20 protein-coding genes and 1 riboswitch are annotated in these 16,007 nt (G+C 48.8%); all 20 genes read right to left on the reverse strand.

Annotated elements, in window-relative coordinates; all coding sequences use genetic code 11:
• Nucleotides 1-65 precede the first annotated feature (65 nt).
• Nucleotides 66-656 carry an HvfX family Cu-binding RiPP maturation protein gene (locus CFF01_RS10670; RefSeq protein WP_088904778.1) on the reverse strand — a complete coding sequence of 197 codons (591 nt, stop codon included), beginning with the start codon at nucleotides 654-656 and terminating at the stop codon, nucleotides 66-68.
• A 138-nt stretch (nucleotides 657-794) separates the two neighbouring features.
• On the reverse strand, nucleotides 795-1,835 hold the full coding sequence (locus CFF01_RS10675) for a phosphotransferase (RefSeq protein WP_088904779.1): 1,041 nt from the start codon (nucleotides 1,833-1,835) through the stop codon (nucleotides 795-797).
• Nucleotides 1,836-1,873: 38 nt separating this feature from the next.
• Nucleotides 1,874-2,527, reverse strand: a complete 654-nt coding sequence (pnuC, locus tag CFF01_RS10680; protein ID WP_088904780.1) for a nicotinamide riboside transporter PnuC — start codon at nucleotides 2,525-2,527, stop codon at nucleotides 1,874-1,876.
• A gap of 41 nt (nucleotides 2,528-2,568) precedes the next feature.
• Nucleotides 2,569-2,829 (reverse strand): hypothetical protein, encoded by a 261-nt coding sequence (locus CFF01_RS10685; RefSeq protein WP_033538274.1) that lies wholly within the window; start codon nucleotides 2,827-2,829, stop codon nucleotides 2,569-2,571.
• Nucleotides 2,830-2,878: 49 nt separating this feature from the next.
• Nucleotides 2,879-5,020 carry a TonB-dependent receptor gene (locus tag CFF01_RS10690; RefSeq protein ID WP_088904781.1) on the reverse strand — a complete coding sequence of 714 codons (2,142 nt, stop codon included), beginning with the start codon at nucleotides 5,018-5,020 and terminating at the stop codon, nucleotides 2,879-2,881.
• Nucleotides 5,021-5,092: 72 nt separating this feature from the next.
• Nucleotides 5,093-5,213, reverse strand: a riboswitch (TPP riboswitch).
• A gap of 107 nt (nucleotides 5,214-5,320) precedes the next feature.
• Entirely contained in the window at nucleotides 5,321-5,710 is a 390-nt protein-coding gene (locus tag CFF01_RS10695; RefSeq protein WP_088904782.1) for a YcfL family protein, read from the reverse strand.
• 33 nt (nucleotides 5,711-5,743) lie between these two features.
• Nucleotides 5,744-6,208, reverse strand: a complete 465-nt coding sequence (locus CFF01_RS10700) for a PaaI family thioesterase (RefSeq protein WP_033538271.1) — start codon at nucleotides 6,206-6,208, stop codon at nucleotides 5,744-5,746.
• The gene (locus tag CFF01_RS10705) at nucleotides 6,205-6,702 is read right to left on the reverse strand and encodes a PaaI family thioesterase (RefSeq protein ID WP_033538270.1); all 498 of its coding nucleotides are present in this window, start codon (nucleotides 6,700-6,702) and stop codon (nucleotides 6,205-6,207) included. The genes CFF01_RS10700 and CFF01_RS10705 overlap by 4 nt, the downstream gene beginning before the upstream one ends.
• A 30-nt stretch (nucleotides 6,703-6,732) precedes the next feature.
• Entirely contained in the window at nucleotides 6,733-7,086 is a 354-nt protein-coding gene (hinT, locus tag CFF01_RS10710; RefSeq protein ID WP_088904783.1) for a purine nucleoside phosphoramidase, read from the reverse strand.
• 188 nt (nucleotides 7,087-7,274) lie between these two features.
• Nucleotides 7,275-7,841, reverse strand: a complete 567-nt coding sequence (locus tag CFF01_RS10715; protein WP_088904784.1) for a hypothetical protein — start codon at nucleotides 7,839-7,841, stop codon at nucleotides 7,275-7,277.
• Nucleotides 7,842-8,100: 259 nt separating this feature from the next.
• Nucleotides 8,101-8,949, reverse strand: a complete 849-nt coding sequence (locus tag CFF01_RS10720) for a CsgG/HfaB family protein (RefSeq protein ID WP_033538267.1) — start codon at nucleotides 8,947-8,949, stop codon at nucleotides 8,101-8,103.
• Nucleotides 8,950-8,951: 2 nt separating this feature from the next.
• The gene (locus CFF01_RS10725) at nucleotides 8,952-9,371 is read right to left on the reverse strand and encodes a curli assembly protein CsgF (RefSeq protein ID WP_088905931.1); all 420 of its coding nucleotides are present in this window, start codon (nucleotides 9,369-9,371) and stop codon (nucleotides 8,952-8,954) included.
• 15 nt (nucleotides 9,372-9,386) lie between these two features.
• Nucleotides 9,387-9,854 carry a curli production assembly/transport protein CsgE gene (locus CFF01_RS10730; RefSeq protein ID WP_088904785.1) on the reverse strand — a complete coding sequence of 156 codons (468 nt, stop codon included), beginning with the start codon at nucleotides 9,852-9,854 and terminating at the stop codon, nucleotides 9,387-9,389.
• Nucleotides 9,851-10,477 (reverse strand): response regulator transcription factor, encoded by a 627-nt coding sequence (locus tag CFF01_RS10735; protein WP_033538266.1) that lies wholly within the window; start codon nucleotides 10,475-10,477, stop codon nucleotides 9,851-9,853. Before CFF01_RS10735 ends, CFF01_RS10730 begins: the two co-directional genes overlap by 4 nt.
• Nucleotides 10,478-10,645: 168 nt before the next feature.
• Nucleotides 10,646-11,197, reverse strand: a complete 552-nt coding sequence (locus tag CFF01_RS10740; protein ID WP_157704979.1) for a curlin — start codon at nucleotides 11,195-11,197, stop codon at nucleotides 10,646-10,648.
• A gap of 283 nt (nucleotides 11,198-11,480) precedes the next feature.
• Nucleotides 11,481-11,828, reverse strand: coding sequence for a tetraheme c-type cytochrome CctA (cctA, locus tag CFF01_RS10745; protein ID WP_033538265.1), 348 nt, complete (start codon nucleotides 11,826-11,828; stop codon nucleotides 11,481-11,483).
• A gap of 334 nt (nucleotides 11,829-12,162) precedes the next feature.
• On the reverse strand, nucleotides 12,163-13,026 hold the full coding sequence (htpX, locus tag CFF01_RS10750) for a protease HtpX (protein WP_088904787.1): 864 nt from the start codon (nucleotides 13,024-13,026) through the stop codon (nucleotides 12,163-12,165).
• Between the two features lie 241 nt (nucleotides 13,027-13,267).
• The gene (gene bioD, locus CFF01_RS10755; protein WP_088904788.1) at nucleotides 13,268-13,990 is read right to left on the reverse strand and encodes a dethiobiotin synthase; all 723 of its coding nucleotides are present in this window, start codon (nucleotides 13,988-13,990) and stop codon (nucleotides 13,268-13,270) included.
• Nucleotides 13,991-14,005: 15 nt separating this feature from the next.
• Complete coding sequence (locus CFF01_RS10760; RefSeq protein WP_232479423.1) at nucleotides 14,006-14,809, reverse strand: methyltransferase domain-containing protein; 804 nt, start codon at nucleotides 14,807-14,809, stop codon at nucleotides 14,006-14,008.
• Between the two features lie 3 nt (nucleotides 14,810-14,812).
• Nucleotides 14,813-15,994, reverse strand: a complete 1,182-nt coding sequence (locus CFF01_RS10765; protein WP_088904790.1) for an aminotransferase class I/II-fold pyridoxal phosphate-dependent enzyme — start codon at nucleotides 15,992-15,994, stop codon at nucleotides 14,813-14,815.
• Nucleotides 15,995-16,007: the final 13 nt, after the last annotated feature.

Consider the following 16,007-nt stretch of genomic DNA (forward strand, 5'->3'; position numbering starts at 1 on the left):
ACCAAATTGGTGGGATTTCGTCACTCGAGGCCAAGGTGATTGTTTAGCCTATATCTATGACTTGCCTATGTTTTAACTAGGTAACGCCGCGCGATAAAATAATCTAGGCTGGTATAACGACCACCGCCTATCACCAGCAAGGCCAACAACATAAACAGATAAGTGATGGCAAATTCGATACCATTGTTCAAGATCACAAAGTTACCCGACGATGTTAGCCAATCATAGTGGCCATGTTCCTGAAGCAAAGACTTGGCTGCTGCCAGTTTCTCCGCCGAGGCCAATACCTGCTCGTTGGCCAGCCAGGAGTTAGGATCGGCTATCGCTAACCAGCCATTCTTCCAATGCACGCTAAAGGCCGCCACCGCCATGGTGACCATCAAGGGGATAGATATCAGTCGGGTGGCTAAGCCCAGGATCAACAATATGCCCCCCAAAAACTCACTGCCTGCAGCCAGAGCCACCATCACCTCGGGCATTGGCAAGCCAAGACCCCACTCGGCATTACCAAACCAGGCCGCCGTATCGCTAAAATTGGACAGCTTATTGTAGCCAGCTTGCATGAGAACCGGCGCCAGATAGAGTCTGAGGGCCAAGGCCGCGATCCCGTCTACCTGACCTATGGCTTTAATAAATTGGGCGTACAACTTCTGCATAGCTTACTCTCTCATTAATTTGTTATGACCTAATAGACCCAAATCAGAGGATTTAAATTTCGGCCGATAAATCAATCGCGTCAAATCTGTCTATTTGAAGATAGTCTATGACACTAAAAATGAGAGTTCTGAATAGAATTAGGCTATTAACGCCATAAAGTCATCGAAACATTGCAGGTAGTCAGCCACACTATGGGGCAGACTCGCATCAGGCTCGGTCTGCACGCCTTGAAAGCATGCCCCCCCCTGACTTGCCATCAGCAGAGCCCAACAGGCTGCAAACATCCAGTAGAGGGCGACCGCGTTTGGAATCGCTGCCTGCGCCCTGTCGTTAAGGTGGGGGTGTTCGCTTAGGTAGCCCAAGATCAAACTATGACGCTGGTTTGAGGAGAGCCTGTGGCTCGCCAGTACACTGGCAAGATCCACTAGAGGATGGGAGCTACAGGCATATTCATAATCGATACACCACAGACGCCCCTCACTCATCAACAGGTTATGAGGATTCAAGTCCCTGTGACTGTATTGGGGTGACACCATGCAGGCATCTAAGCTCAGCAGTAACTCATCGACTCGCTCGCTAAGGGCCTTTAGTGCCTGCCATCTCTGCTGCCATGCCTGCTGGTAACTTTCGGGCAAACTTGGGCCATCGGCCATCGTTTGAAGCTGCTGATAATAGCTATGCCACTGTTCCCCTACCGACATAGAATTAGCCGGTAACGGCAGTTCGCTGAGCCCTTTCAGCAGCCTCAACAGCGCCTGCTCGCCACCAGGCCAACACTCATGTTCCTCTATAAGCGGATGAGCGGGATTAGCCGTCATTAGCTGACTCCAGTCCTGCTGGGTCTGAATATAGCGACTCAGATAAAAACGACTGTCGTCTGACACATAAAGTAACTCAGGCGCCAGTTGCGCTGTTTGGGCCAGGCGCCAATTCATCACCTCATCGTCTCGCTTGCAGATCTGACTGCTGGCCTGGCTATTGATCCGCAGCACAAACTGCCCGTTGCCAGTCACTAGGTGATAGTTCTGATTACTCAGACCGCGGGACAAGGGAGCGACTACCCAGCTGTCATCTATGTAGCAACCCAGCTTTGCGAAAACCCTTTCCACCTCGCTTAGTACATTAGAAGGCAGATGGCATTGCAACCAAGTTGTTGCCTGTTGACGATTAAGCGCCATAGTGGCCCTTACTTATGCGTAAAGGGTAACAAGGCAGCTTAATCATAGGAGTAAGCGCCATCCTCGCCCATCCCCTGATGCATGCTGGTGCGCCACAAAAAGTAACCACCTATGGCCATGCCCACATACAGAATAAACAGCAAAGAGGTCAGCATCAGTCCCTTATTGAGATACAGGTAGATGGAAACAAGGTCGATCACTACCCAATAAAGCCAATTTTCCAGTACTTTACGGGCCACCAGGTAAGTTGTCATCACGGCAAAGCAGCTGGTTGCTGCATCGAGATAGGGATAGGACGCCTGGGTGTAACTGGCCATCAAGTGACCGACCACTAAGGAAACGACGCTGGTAGCCAGAATAAGATAGAGGTGTCGCCCTAGCGACCAGCTAACCACTTCTACGCCGTTATCATCGCCACCACCGTATCGCCACAGCCAGAAGCCATAAACCGCCATCACCATGTAATAGACATTTAGCAGCGACTCCATCAGCAAAGAGACCTCCCAAAACAGCACGGTATAGATAGCCGTACTCACTAAGGCTGCCGCCCAGCACCAGATGTTGCCGCGCATGGCGAGCGCCAGATAGGCCAAGGCCAGTAATACCGCCACGGCTTCCCAGGCTGTCAGGCCATTGGCCTCGGCGAAGGCGCCGGAAAGTGTCGCCAATAAGGCAGACCAGAGATCTGTCATAGCTTAAGCATCGCTCCTGTTATCAGTGGGTCAGTCTTGAATTACTGTTGGTGAGAGAGATCCAACTCGCCGCCAATAAACTTGACCACAAATACCGCCTTGCCCCACTTCTCATGTGCCGCCTGCATTTCGGTTGCCAGCATCGCCATCACCTCGCCATACTCGCCGCACACCTGTGTGGCCATAGCATTGGTTCGCCGCTCGATATTGGCATAGGTATCTACCCTATCGATAAACCATTGAATGGGGTCGATATAATTATCCTTTAACGGATACATGCTGATTTCAGCTGTTAGTTTCATCTTAGCTCCTTTTGGGGGCGATTGAATGCTCGCCCCTTAGTGAGGGTTATTACATGAATTTGACGTTAAGGGTGACGCCTAGCTGACGCGGATCGCCGTAACGAATATATTGTTTATCCGCCCAGCCGTTATCAGGCTCATTACCGAAATAGAAACCGCGCACGCCGTACTTTTCATCAAGCAGGTTGCGTCCCCACAGATAAGCCGACCAGGTCTCTGTCTCATAGCCTAAGCGGGCATTAAACAAGGTATAGGCCTCAGACTGAGAGTCGTTACTGTCAGAGTAGTAGAACTTACTCTTCCCACTGGTCGTTAAGTTAACAAACCAGCCCATTTCACTACGATAGGTGGCGCCAGCACTGTAGGTAAAGTTAGGCGAGTGAGCCAATTCGCGTCCGCTCAAATCCACTTCCCCACCATATTTATCCTGGTAGACATAATCGCCATAGGCTGTCTCGAGCCAGCCCAGTGTGCCATAGAGTTTTAAGTTATCGGTGGCATACCAGTTGGCTTCAAGCTCGGCACCATAGTTGTGTGAGCTGCCCGCGTTTTCGACGTATAGGATAAATTTCTGTGGCTCATCGGGATTTTGCTGAGAAGCCGAGACCTGTTGATCCCGTCTGTCCATGTAGAAGAGGGAGAAATGGGTGCTTGCATCACCATCGAGCCACTCAGACTTGATGCCAAGCTCATAGTTATACAAGGTCTCTGCCTGGAACTCTTTTTTGTCGCTTAGCGATAAGGGAAGTGACATGTTAAAGCCACCAGCCTTATATCCTCTGGCAATACGGGCATAGGCTTGATGCTGATCGCTCAAGGCTTTACTCAGGGCGATATGACCGCCCCACATGTTTTCCGATGGTGCAAAGGCATCTTCGGCCGAGTCACTGTATTCGCTTTCACGGCGCTCGAAGCGTACACCGACAGAGAGCGCATAGCCCTGACCTAGCTCGCTATCTAACTGACCGAAGAGTGCTAAATTGGTTGCCTCATATTCGGCAGTCAGCCCATCTTCCCAGCCGTTATAGAATTCAAGGGTGTCGTTGTCTTCGGTGAGCCTGAGACCATAGATGCCCACCAACCAGTCGGTACTGTCGTTAAAGAGTCGACCTGCATCCGTCGAGCTTAGACGAAACTCTTGCGATAGCGTGGTTCGATCCCCCAGTTTGTTCCAGGTATAGTCATACTGACACGGCTCCCCGTCACAACTGCGCGCCGCCCAATATTCAGGGTTGGCCCAGTCACCATCATAGCCATGATGAGTATCACTTTGTGCCATAGAGCTTAAGGAGACCAACTCGAAATGCTCGGCGCCCGAATAGGTCAATTTTAGCGAGCCGCCCGTAGTGCGCTGCTTATCCACGCCCGGTTCATCGGTTAAGGTATCAAAACCGTTATTATCTAATGTCCAGGCATCATAGCCGTTATTGAAATTGGCGTGCATCAGGTTGAAATCGGCCACTAAATCATCGGTGGCATACCAGCGCAGTTTGATGCGCCCGGTAAATTCATCCCGCGCATTGGTATCATCACGGCCCAGGTAAAGGTTATCTCGGTAGCCATTTTGATCATGTTGTTGCAGCGACACGCGATACAACAACTTGCCTGAATCACTTAAGGGGCCTGAACTAAAGCCGCTAAAGGTACGCAGATTATCGTCACCTAGCTGCAGCTCGGCGCCATGCTCAAATACTGAGGTCGGGTCGTTACTCTTAAGGTAGATAAGGCCTGCCAAAGCGTTAGCTCCATATCGCGTCCCTTGCGGTCCGCGCAGTACTTCCACCTGCTGCAGGTCATACATGCTGGAGACCATCCCCAGACCCGACAGATCGATATCGTCTATGATGTAACCCACAGAAGAGTTAGGCGCTCCCTGATACTCTTCCTGCTCACCCACTCCGCGGATCTGAAAATATTTGGCTCTGGAGCTGCCGCCAGACCAGTTAAAGTTAGCAATAGAGTTGAGCACATCTTCAAAATGCTGCGCCCCTTCATCTTCTATCTGCTGCTGCTCGATAACGCTAATGCTGGAAGGCACCTTATCTAAGCTCGACTGACGAAAGTCGGAGGTGACAACAATCACTTCCATCTCATCTGTGGTGACAGGCGTATCGCTGGCGAAAACGGTGGTTTGGGTTAATGCAGCCGCCACGGCAAGGGCGACAGGAGAATAGGATTTTAATGTAAACATAGGACCTCAAATAAATATTGAGATCCGGCACTTAAAAAAGCGAGAAAGAATGCACAGTTAGATAGTGTTAAATCTAGTGTTGTGGCCCATTCCTACGCCGGTATTAGCCGGATCAGGTTCTAAGGGTTTGTCTAGCGAACATCTCAGTCAATGCGAAGCCTTTAGCTTGGCGTTAACACCCCTTGGCGAGGCCGATTATACATGAGTCATACAAAGAGTTGACATTTTTAACGCATATTTTGCGCATGGCCCATAAAAAAACGCCGGCAATGCCGACGTTTTAATCAATATATAGCGACCTTAGTTTGAATAGGCCTGTCTAACATAGAGCTCACAACGCACTGCATTAGCATTGGGGGACAAAGCGGTCACCTGCATCTGCTGCTTGCCATGTAACTTAAGGGACTTCCAGCTAACTCCCTCATCTTCGATGGTGGCGCCGTTAATGTCATACCAGGTAAACTTATATTGCAGCTGCAAATCTGTCTTTGCCTTACTGATAATAGTGCCGCGGGCCCTTAAAAATCCCGCATCTACTACAGTCAGGACTCCTGTGACATCCACGTCGGAATGAAAGGAGCGGTTATCAACCCTGCTTTCACCGGTAGAGCTCGCCATGATCCCGCCGGTATGGGGCGCACAGGCACTCAGCCCGAACAGAATGGCAACTATGGCTAATCCCTTCTTCATCAGTATTCTCCTTACACGCCGAAGCGTATCTGATCACTCAATCAAAAAGTGGGCTCGGGCAGTGGCAATGAGCGCCTTACGATTGGTTTGCCAGCAGTTGATATTCACATTGGCCACACGGCGGCCCTGACGGGTAATTTTACACTCGGCAAAACTATCTCTATGGTGTCCCGCCCTTAAATAGTCTATCGAGAAATCGACGATCTTAGGCACCTTAGTGGTTTGCATAAACACCATTAACTGCACAATAGCCGACATTTCCATAAATCCGGCAATCACGCCACCATGGAGTGCTGGTAAGGTAGGGTTGCCGATATTTTCATCTTTTTTGGGTAACTGAAACACCAACTCATCACCGAAACGCACCACCTGCATACCAATAAACTTAGCATAAGGTACGTGATCTAAGAGATGGCCGAAATCATTAAGCTCGGTCGCCTTCTTAACGATATCTTTAACATTCAAAGCTTTGTGGGTATCTTGCTCAGGTACTGTCATTGGCCCTCTCCCATTAGCGCCTGTCTAAAGGCTTCACCCACCATTTCAGGACTGATACGCATAAATGAACCCACGGCATGGGCAATAGGATCATCGATAGAATCCTGATAGGCGATCGCCCGGGTAAAAGCCACGCTCGATGACAATTTATAGCACTCGGCAAAACCGTAGACACTCTTGTTTGGCTCGGCGGCCTTCATATAATCGACCCGCAGATCTAAGGTTGGCGACAACTCCAGCGACTTGTACTTGTCAAAGATATTACAGACCACTGCTGTGCCACTGGCGGTATCCATAAGCGTGGTGATCACGCCGCCGTGGATCACACCTGTATCGGGGTAACCAATCAATTCGCTACTGTAGGGAAGCTCGATCAACACATGCTGTTCGCTGGCTTCAAGCACGCTGAGGCCGAGACGGCGACACTGTACCAGCTGGTCCACAAAGCGAGTCGCCAAATCAGTCAGCGGAAAAAAATCAGGATTTGTCTTCATATGCTCTCCAGCGTTTTTCAGCAATCGCCATTAGCGACGAGACACTAGCGGGCCTAAGAAATCACCGCCCAGCAGATGCATATGAATATGGAATACTTCCTGCCCACCATGTTTATTGCAGTTCATGATCAGGCGGTAGCCATCTTCGGCAATACCAGCCTCGTCAGCGAGCTTTGCCGCCACTGTCATCATCCGGCCCAGGGCCTTTTCGTCCGATGCCTTGACATCATTCACTGTGGGGATCAAATGATTAGGCACAATAAGAATGTGCGTCGGTGCCTTTGGCTCAATATCTCTAAAAGCTGTCACTAATTCATCTTGATATAAAATATCGGCAGGGATTTCGCGTCGAATAATTTTACTGAAAATGGTCTCTTCGGCCATTGCACTATCCTCGATATAGGGTTAACCCTGTCAGTATACTCACAAAATACCATTTTGTGATCCGTCATATAAATAAAGGAGTTATGCCCTGTATCGAGTGGCGAAATTTATATCAGCTAAGCTGTTTAATACATAAAAAAAGCCCGCCACCTTAAAGGTGCCGGGCCACTATAGGTGCTAGCAGTTATCTAATCGAACGCTAATTTATCGCTATTTAATTTATCTTGCTGCTTGAGCTGCTTCAACTCTTCGCGCTCGGCTTCAATCTCCATCAACTCGGGTGATTTGAAAGTCATTTTGATATAGGCATCCTGGCGGGTTTTTGCCAGCTGCTCGAGCGCAACATAGGTACCGTCTTCATCGATAGCATACCAACGTTTACCCGAACAGGTTCCCTGCAACACGCATTGATAAGAGCTCAACTCACTGGCAACATAGTCTGTCTTTAGATAGCCAGACTTAATAAGAGACTGTTTAACGATTTGAAAATCATCATTTAGCTCATCAGCATGCACGCCATATTTGTAACTCGTCATGGTAACTTGCAACAAGCCATGCTGCACATCACCGGACAGCAAATAATGTTCTGCGATAGAGAGGGCCTTAGGTACAACTTGGGTCTGCACCCAAATATCATCTCCCTGATGCTTAGCCTCTTCATACAGGCTAACATCATCGCCCCATTTAAGACCAAAAGGTGCCACTCCATGTGCATAAAGAGGCAATAACACTAATAATAATGCTAACTTTTTCATGGCTTTTTATTCAGCAAGTCAAAAACTTGACGAATTGTACTAAAAGCTTGCTGAGTTCGACATAGACACACAAAGAATAAGGCAATAATCTTTTTAAAATTAACTACTAAGTCACACTAAGTGATAAGAACTATTACTTAGTCACATTATTTTTTTTGCGTCAGTTTTCTAGCGTTTAATAAGCACATCAAGTACATTTTTCTTGCCTAAACCACCAAGAGAGTAGAGATGTATCCAGTTTTGACTTGTTCTGACTGACTTATCCCTGGCTGACTTTGGCCATCACCCTGGCTTCCGAGTGTGCCTCTAACCAATATTTTTGTAACACTGGGCTGCGAAGGCCACTGGCTTGATCCGCTAAATTCCACGCACCTTTCCAGATCCCATCGGCGATCATATGCACTACGGCACTTTCAATTGCCGAAGCAACGCACAAACTCACTGGCTCATTGGAGGTATAGCCCAGCTCTGATTCAAGTAGCTCCTGGGCATCGATAAACTTAAATACACCAGCGGTGATCTCTTTAGAGAGGATAGACTTAGTCGTCGTCACGCTGCTGAGCAAGCGTCCGGTTCGAATATCCACAGCCCTCAGGTTAACCGTGACGGTATCAACCCTAAACTGGGTAGCGGCACCTATGCCTAAATAGCGAGCACCCGCCCCGCCAGTTCTTACATTTGTGTCATAGGCGACAATACCGCCCTCCATCAAAATCTGCGCCGAATTCAACTGGGGGAGCTTGTTGGCATCGCCTTTTAAACCCGCCCTAACAATTTTGCGCTCGGTGAGCAGATTCTGCAGACCCTCACGCTCTACCGGAATAAACCAACTTGAATCATTTAATGCCTGCGCCAAAAAGGCGGTACCGCTTTGGGGGACGGCGGTAGAGAAGTTACTCGAGGGGATCGGCTTATACTGGCCCGTCTGGTCGCGAAAATCATAAACAGCGGCGAGCATGACACCTTGAGGCGCGGGTAAGTTGATGAGATCGTAATAACTCTCACCTTTTGGCATCAGACTTGATGAGGCCTGTACTCGCTCAAGCTCACTAGTGCTTGAGCATCCGCCCAAGATCACTAGGCTAATGACTATTAAAAAATGTTTCATTTTTAGCCACCTACACTCGAACTGTCACTCAGGCCACCCACTTCGATCACTGTCGTTTCCCCAGTAAGCAGATCGGTAATATGCACCAGCAGCATGCCATCTTCGTTGACTACTTGAATCTCAAAATCTGTGGTTTTAAGGTAGCCTTCGCCGCCATTGGCCGCATCGTTAAACAGCTGACTCATTAAACGAGACTCTAAGGAACTTGCCATTCGTTCCAGCGCACTTGGCGGTGTGTAACCTGAGCCGCCCTTATGATCATTTTGCGCTGAGGCATTGGCCAACAGATAGGAGCCATTAAGGTAGCTGCCGCCAAAATTGGGGTTAACTGGGGTGTAGATAAGCTGTGTTGCCTGACTATTGAGGCTTAGTGTGCCCATCAATAGCACAGCGACAGCCAGATAAGGCTTAGCGTGATTCATCATTCAATATCCCTATTAAAATTCATCAGGCGCTAAATCGGGATCCAACCACTGAGCCCAGCTCGCCTGTTGCTTATTTTGCTTCAAAATCGCATCAACCCGCTTTGCCGACTGAAGTGCCAGCTTATCCAGCTGACGGCTTGCCGGTGAAACGACTGTCACAAACACCGGCTTGCGATTGTGCAGTACACTGATCTTGCTACCGCTTCGCGCTGTAGCCAGCTCGACAATGCTTAAGCCGCCATGGTCCGTCATACCGCCAATATCGCGATAGGCGGCCACAAATTCTCGATAAAACCTGTGGCCTATTCGCGTCATAGCGCGGTTGAGGATCAAACCATCGATGAGATCTGACTCCTGGCTAGGCGCGGCATCACTGGTGCTCTGCGCGGCCATGCGAGAACGCTCCTCCACATCAGTCACCTGACAATAAACGGGTGCCGAAATGGCCGCTAACAAGAGTAAGCGGCCGAAGACTATCACTGCTGTACCTCATGCAGATGCGTCTGTGCCCAAGCAATAGCTTGACCACGACTCGACACACCTATTTTTCTAAACACACGATAAAGGTGAGTTTTAATAGTGCTCTCACTGACAAACAGCTGATTGGCAATGTCCACATTGGTGCTGCCGGTTAATAAAGCTTGCAGTACCTCGCGCTCTCGAATGGTAAGATTATCGGTACCTTCAAGCTGTTCCTGATCCAAAGTGGCACTGAGCAAATCAGCAGGAATAATAGTTTGCCCCCGCAGCACATTCGCCAACGCCTTACCTATCTGTTCTAGCGAGGCGTCACCATAAAATACAGCGGCGGTTATGGGAGAAATTAAAAATCGTGCATCGATGAGTTTGGGGTAATGTAGAAACACAACGCGGGCACTATAGCGTTTCTCTATCTGTTTTTGTAACTGATAGGCACGCTGTACATCTATCGTCGCCAAATCAATCACAACCAATGAGTAATTCCCTTCACTCATAGTCACTTCTACAGACTCAGGCGCCACTTTTGTCAATTTAACCAAAAACTCTTGTGGCCAACGTGTCTCCAATAGATCGATCAAGAGTTGCGACCGAGAAACGACTACCCAATTTATCACTTTGAACATCCTGCTCACTCCATGTCACTAGCTATTAGCGTATTCCATCAACCGATATATCATAACAACTATAGATTTAAAAAATAACATCTTAATTGCGCTAATTTTATGAAGCATGAGCAGAATAATTCGTTAGCCTAGGTTACATTCGCCCGACATTTCATCATTTCCCGGGTTTTAACGATAACCCTGGGTAATAGTTGCCCGCTGTGCATTGCCCCATTGAGTAACGATAACCCCATGACCCGAGCCATTTTGGTAAATAGTCACCCCATTGTCGGCGCCAGATTGTTGTACAAATGCGCGATTGTCATTACCTAGTTGCTCGGCATCCACCGATAAACTCACGCCCAATTGCGACACGATCAAACTATTATTAACGCCAACCTGCAATAAACTGGCTTCAATAGCCTCTCCCTGCTGTAGTAAATAGGCCTGATTACCGATCCCTTGCTGACGAAGATCCGCGCTATTTGCCTCGCCCAGCTGTGACATTCTTGCGTTATTATCTACACCGGTTTGTACTATCTCACCCTGTAAAAGATTTCCGTTTTGGAAAATAATGGCCTGATCACCGCCACCTGCTAACTCATTAAACTCACTAAGATCCGCAGCAACAACTGTCACCGAGTTTAAGCCAAAACTCAGTAATAAAAATAAATACCGGCTAACTATACTGCGCAAAAAAACGGCTTTTAAACTAGGAATCATCTGCTTAGTTAGGGTCATTTGACGCACCAGATTGCTTTTAGTGGCCAAGATTATCTATCTAAGTCACAGCTTGTACGTCCACAATGAGTATTAACTCCAGTTAGCCAAAGTATCTATTCAGCAAATAGGACTAATACTTTTCTACTAAACAGGAGTCTCAGCGACTTAGATTCGGCAGTAAGCAAAGAGAGTAACGGCGATAGGAAAGTCAATAAAACAGAAGAAGGAAGGAGTTACGCTTTGCTGCAGACATAAAAAAACACCGACGATAAGTCGGTGTTTTTTCACATTATAAATCTGTTTACTTCAGCACAGATTCAGCAGTACGACCGTCATCATGACAGCTGTCACAAGTCGGTTTGTCACCTACGTTAGAATCATGAGGAGCATGGCAGTCAGCACACATCAGATTACCGTCGTGTGGCTTATGCACTGCATCCATCTCAGACAAGGTACCGTGACAGCTTTGGCACTGCTCAAACTCGTGAGCACCATCTGCAGAAGGCTCGCCATCGGCGTGACATGCTTCACAACCTTCCATCTCAGCGTGCATTTCTGCAAGTTCCTGAGGTTCAGCCATTGCCGCAGGAGACAAGGCAAGTGCCGCCAAACCTGCACCAAATAACGCACTTAATATTTTATTGCTCACGATAATATCCTCTTTTATGTTTGGTTTGGCTGTGTGGGGTCTAGTTGTTATATCCCATCATGCCTTGTTCCTAATTGCACAACTTAGCTTAAAATAGCTAAGGTTTTGCAAATAGGCAAATTTTCTCTAGCGGCGATAGTAACAACAGCAATTCCTTAAAAACGTGCACTTAATCAAATATCTATGCCGCAAACCACAGAGTTACAAACAAATTTGATCTAAATCACACTAATATCATGCGATTTGGCAAGTCGAACTCCTCATCATGGCAATTGATGGATAAAAACGAAAAACGGGAGCGATTAGCTCCCGTTTCATTTTAACCTACCCTGTTTTACTGGGCACGTAACGCTTCGATACGCTTCTCAAGTGGCGGATGGCTCATCAACAGCTCAGCCATCGACTTCTTACCATTGATACCGAAAGCCGCCATCTGCGCTGGCATCGCACCCGTTTCAGGGCCTTGACGCAATCTATCAAGGGCTGCGATCATCTTATGCTTACCCGCCAACTTAGCACCGCCAGCATCGGCCTTAAACTCACGAATACGAGAGAAGTAAGCCACAATCATAGATGCCAGAATACCAAACAGCATATCAAGCACAAACACAACCGCCATGTAGGCAAACATACCTAGACCTTCGCCCTCTTCATCATTGCTGGAAACGAAGTTGTCGATAATGCTTGCCACTACACGGGCAGCAAAGATCACAAAAGTGTTTACCACGCCTTGGATAAGCGTCAGGGTCACCATATCACCGTTAGCCACATGGCTTACTTCGTGGGCCAATACCCCTTCAATCTCATCCTGCGTCATGCCATATAACAGCCCGCTACTCACGGCGACCAAAGAGTTATCTTTGCTCGGACCTGTGGCGAAGGCATTGAGTTCTGGCGACTGATAGATAGCCACTTCAGGCATCTTGATACCCGCCTGATCGGCTTGACGCGCAACAGTTTCAAGCAGCCAGCACTCCATGTTGTCACGAGGAGTCGTGATCACCTCACAACCCATGGTCTTTTTCGCCATCCACTTAGAGATCGCTAGACTGATAAAGGCGCCACCGAAACCGAAGATCGCCGCAAACACTAACAAGCCGCCCATGGTCGATGTGTTAACACCGAGAATGGACATCACAATTGACGCAACCAGCAAAATTGCCATGTTTGTCGCTATCAATAAAAAAATACGCTTCATGTCAGCTCCTATAAGCTTCTATATGAGACACCCTATGTGTCATCTGTCTACCTAACTGACATAATATGTCCACTTTGACAGAGTTCAAGGGGGGAATCATAAAAAATTTTTCAGGCAATGGGATTGAGAGTGTATCCACGCCTAAAAGTGTAGATCTTGATGTGGAGTCTAGAAGCCCCATATTAAGCGAATCTTAAATTTAAGGGCTTTAAAAAGATAAGCCGTTAATCTTTATTAATAATTACTCAACTGACGCTGATTCAGGCGATAACTTGCTCAAATCAAGATATTGCGCAGCGTTCTCGGCGTTAGATTCTGCTAGGTAAGGGATTATGCCTAAACAGGGTGCCTGCATTAACGTCGTGAGTGTCGATAGATTATCACTGGTCACATCCATTAGAGGATCGACACAATTTGCCACCCAGCCCGCAATCCTCACGCCGTCATTAAGGATAGCTTCTTGGGTTAACAAGGCGTGATTGAGACAGCCCAGCTTCACGCCAACTACTAAGATCACAGGCATATCAAGTTGCGACACCACATAGGAGAGAAACCCTTGAGGATTGATCTTACCTGCTTGCCTCAGATTTTCGTTTAGAGGCAGACGCCAACCACCAGCTCCTTCAACCAGAGCAAAATCCACATCCATCAAAGGTAGCGACGCTAAATGCTCAGCGACCGTCTGAGCATCAAGGTTTACCCCAAGCTGCTTAGCCGCAATATGGGGCGCAATCGCAGGTTCAAAGGCAAAAGGATTCACTTGTGTATAATCCAGGCGCACACTCGAGTGTTCCATTAAAGCCAAGGCATCAGGATTTCTAAGTCCCTCTGTGGTCAACTCGCAACCTGACGCAATGGGCTTAACGCCCAGCGTACTGCCCTGCTGCTTGGCAAGATACAACAAGGATGAGGCGACCAATGTCTTACCACTGTCGGTATCGGTTCCGGCGATAAAATAGCGCATAACAGCTTTCCTCAGCTAACCTTTGCGGCTGGCATGAATAAATAAGATTTTATAAGTCAGCGGGATGCCTTGTGGCTGACGCAAACCCTCTGCAAGCGCCTTCAGCGCCTGCCAATCTTTACGTCCCCGAAGCTGCGACTGTGTCTGCTGCGCAGCGCCATCTACAGCCGCCGAAGCCCCAACGCCTTTGATGGAGTAAAGCAAGGATTTCAGCTCGTCGAAATGCACCTGTAGGGACTCTACGACGCCACTTTCCACTTGCCAATTTGCCTCATCGAAGCAGCTAAGAAGCGAATCGGGCTCGGCAAAGGGATTGACTCTCAACCCCAGAGTTTGCAATTCAGGCAGGCTGCCATCGACCACTATAGCAAGATGACACTGGCCTTCAGCGCGCACCACTCGGGTAAGCTCTGTGACAACACTGTCAAAGTCGCGGCACCATTGCAGGGCTAAGTTTGAGTAAAGCGTATCGATACAGGCATCTTGCAAGGGCAGTGCCTGAGCATCGGCGCATAGGGCGCCAAAATGGGGAAATCTTACCTGCATCTGTGACAGCATGCCAGGGGCGATATCCAGACCTATCACCTGGGTATTGTTTGAGCTATCGTCAAAAGCAGTGCCCGGGCCACAGCCCAGATCCAACAAACGCCCTTGAGGCGTGATCTTAGTTAGCAATCTGGCCGCGCTTTGACGCTGCAAGAGATCGTGGCGCTGATACTGGCTTGCCGCCTGGGAAAATTGCCGCGCTATCTTATCGGCGCAGCTGACCCCAGCTTGGGCAGAAAACTCGACTGCTGTACTCACAAGTCTACTACTCACTAATTAGGCATCCTTTGGCTTATCTGTTACGCCTTGCTCCCTCAACACGAGATTAAGCTGTTTCACCAAGGCATCAATATCGGCCCGGCTATGATTAACATTGAGGGTGATCCTCAGCCTGGCGCTACCCTGAGGCACTGTGGGCGGTCTGATGGCACCCACCCAAAATCCGGCGGCTTTAAGGTTAGCATTCACCTCAGATAGGGTGTTGATGGCACCAACCACCAAAGGCTGAATAGGAGTCTCGCTGCCGAGCAGCTCGATACCTTGCTGCTGACAAACATAGCGAAAATAATCGACCACCTGTTTCAATCGCTCACGCAGCTGACTGTCTTCTCCCACCCGCTGCACCGCCTGCTTTGCCACGTAGGCATTAGCCGGCGACAAGGCGGTAGAATAGATATAGTCCCGGGCATGGGCTACCAGGAAATCAATACAGGTGCGAGAGCCTAAAATGGCGGCGCCTTGGCACCCAAGCGCCTTGCCAAAGGTGACGATTTGAATATCACAGCAAGCGGCAGTCATCGCCTGTCCAGAGCCAAGTGGCAAGACCCCAAAACCATGGGCATCATCGACGATCAACCAGGCATCATTCGCCTTAGCTAAATCATACAGGGCTTGAACAGGTGCCTGATCGCCATCCATGCTAAACACGCTTTCTGTGACGACAGCGACAGGCTGATGCTTTTGCACCAGACGCTGAGCCGCCGCTAAATCATTATGGGCAAATCGCCTGAGCTCGGCGCCGCTCTCTAATAAGCCATCGATAAGGGAGGCGTGGATTAGCTTATCGGCTACCACTACCGCCTCTTTATCAAATAACGTCTTCATTAGGGCGCTGTTAGCACTAAAGCCACTGCTAAAGAGTAAGGCCGCCTCATGGCCTGTGGCCTCACACAAGGCCTGCTCTAACTCATAGTGTGCCTGACTATAGCCGGTCACCAGTGGCGAAGCGCCGCTGCCCACACCATAACACCTAGCTCCCTCTGCCAGCGCCGCGATCAAATCGGGAGACTGACTCAGCCCCAGATAATCATTGCTGGCAAAGTTACGCTTAAGTTCCTGCTCATGAGTTATCAGACCAGGCGATTGGGCCGTTTGGCTCAGCAGCTTTCGTTGCCTGAGCAACCCCCTGGCCTCGGCGGCCTGCATCTTAGTGAGGATCTTATGATCGAGTCTGGTCATGGCTCTGATTCAT

The organism is Shewanella marisflavi, from assembly GCF_002215585.1.
Taxonomy (GTDB): Bacteria; Pseudomonadota; Gammaproteobacteria; order Enterobacterales; family Shewanellaceae; genus Shewanella; species Shewanella marisflavi.

Bases quoted from the DNA above. Each gene is read 5' to 3' on its own strand.
- CFF01_RS10670 (WP_088904778.1), bottom strand. From the start codon at position 656: ATGCAGAAGTTGTACGCCCAATTTATTAAAGCCATAGGTCAGGTAGAC.
- CFF01_RS10675 (WP_088904779.1), bottom strand. From the start codon at position 1,835: ATGGCGCTTAATCGTCAACAGGCAACAACTTGGTTGCAATGCCATCTG.
- pnuC (WP_088904780.1), bottom strand. From the start codon at position 2,527: ATGACAGATCTCTGGTCTGCCTTATTGGCGACACTTTCCGGCGCCTTC.
- CFF01_RS10685 (WP_033538274.1), bottom strand. From the start codon at position 2,829: ATGAAACTAACAGCTGAAATCAGCATGTATCCGTTAAAGGATAATTAT.
- CFF01_RS10690 (WP_088904781.1), bottom strand. From the start codon at position 5,020: ATGTTTACATTAAAATCCTATTCTCCTGTCGCCCTTGCCGTGGCGGCT.
- CFF01_RS10695 (WP_088904782.1), bottom strand. From the start codon at position 5,710: ATGAAGAAGGGATTAGCCATAGTTGCCATTCTGTTCGGGCTGAGTGCC.
- CFF01_RS10700 (WP_033538271.1), bottom strand. From the start codon at position 6,208: ATGACAGTACCTGAGCAAGATACCCACAAAGCTTTGAATGTTAAAGAT.
- CFF01_RS10705 (WP_033538270.1), bottom strand. From the start codon at position 6,702: ATGAAGACAAATCCTGATTTTTTTCCGCTGACTGATTTGGCGACTCGC.
- hinT (WP_088904783.1), bottom strand. From the start codon at position 7,086: ATGGCCGAAGAGACCATTTTCAGTAAAATTATTCGACGCGAAATCCCT.
- CFF01_RS10715 (WP_088904784.1), bottom strand. From the start codon at position 7,841: ATGAAAAAGTTAGCATTATTATTAGTGTTATTGCCTCTTTATGCACAT.
- CFF01_RS10720 (WP_033538267.1), bottom strand. From the start codon at position 8,949: ATGAAACATTTTTTAATAGTCATTAGCCTAGTGATCTTGGGCGGATGC.
- CFF01_RS10725 (WP_088905931.1), bottom strand. From the start codon at position 9,371: ATGAATCACGCTAAGCCTTATCTGGCTGTCGCTGTGCTATTGATGGGC.
- CFF01_RS10735 (WP_033538266.1), bottom strand. From the start codon at position 10,477: ATGTTCAAAGTGATAAATTGGGTAGTCGTTTCTCGGTCGCAACTCTTG.
- CFF01_RS10740 (WP_157704979.1), bottom strand. From the start codon at position 11,197: ATGACCCTAACTAAGCAGATGATTCCTAGTTTAAAAGCCGTTTTTTTG.
- htpX (WP_088904787.1), bottom strand. From the start codon at position 13,026: ATGAAGCGTATTTTTTTATTGATAGCGACAAACATGGCAATTTTGCTG.
- bioD (WP_088904788.1), bottom strand. From the start codon at position 13,990: ATGCGCTATTTTATCGCCGGAACCGATACCGACAGTGGTAAGACATTG.
- CFF01_RS10765 (WP_088904790.1), bottom strand. From the start codon at position 15,994: ATGACCAGACTCGATCATAAGATCCTCACTAAGATGCAGGCCGCCGAG.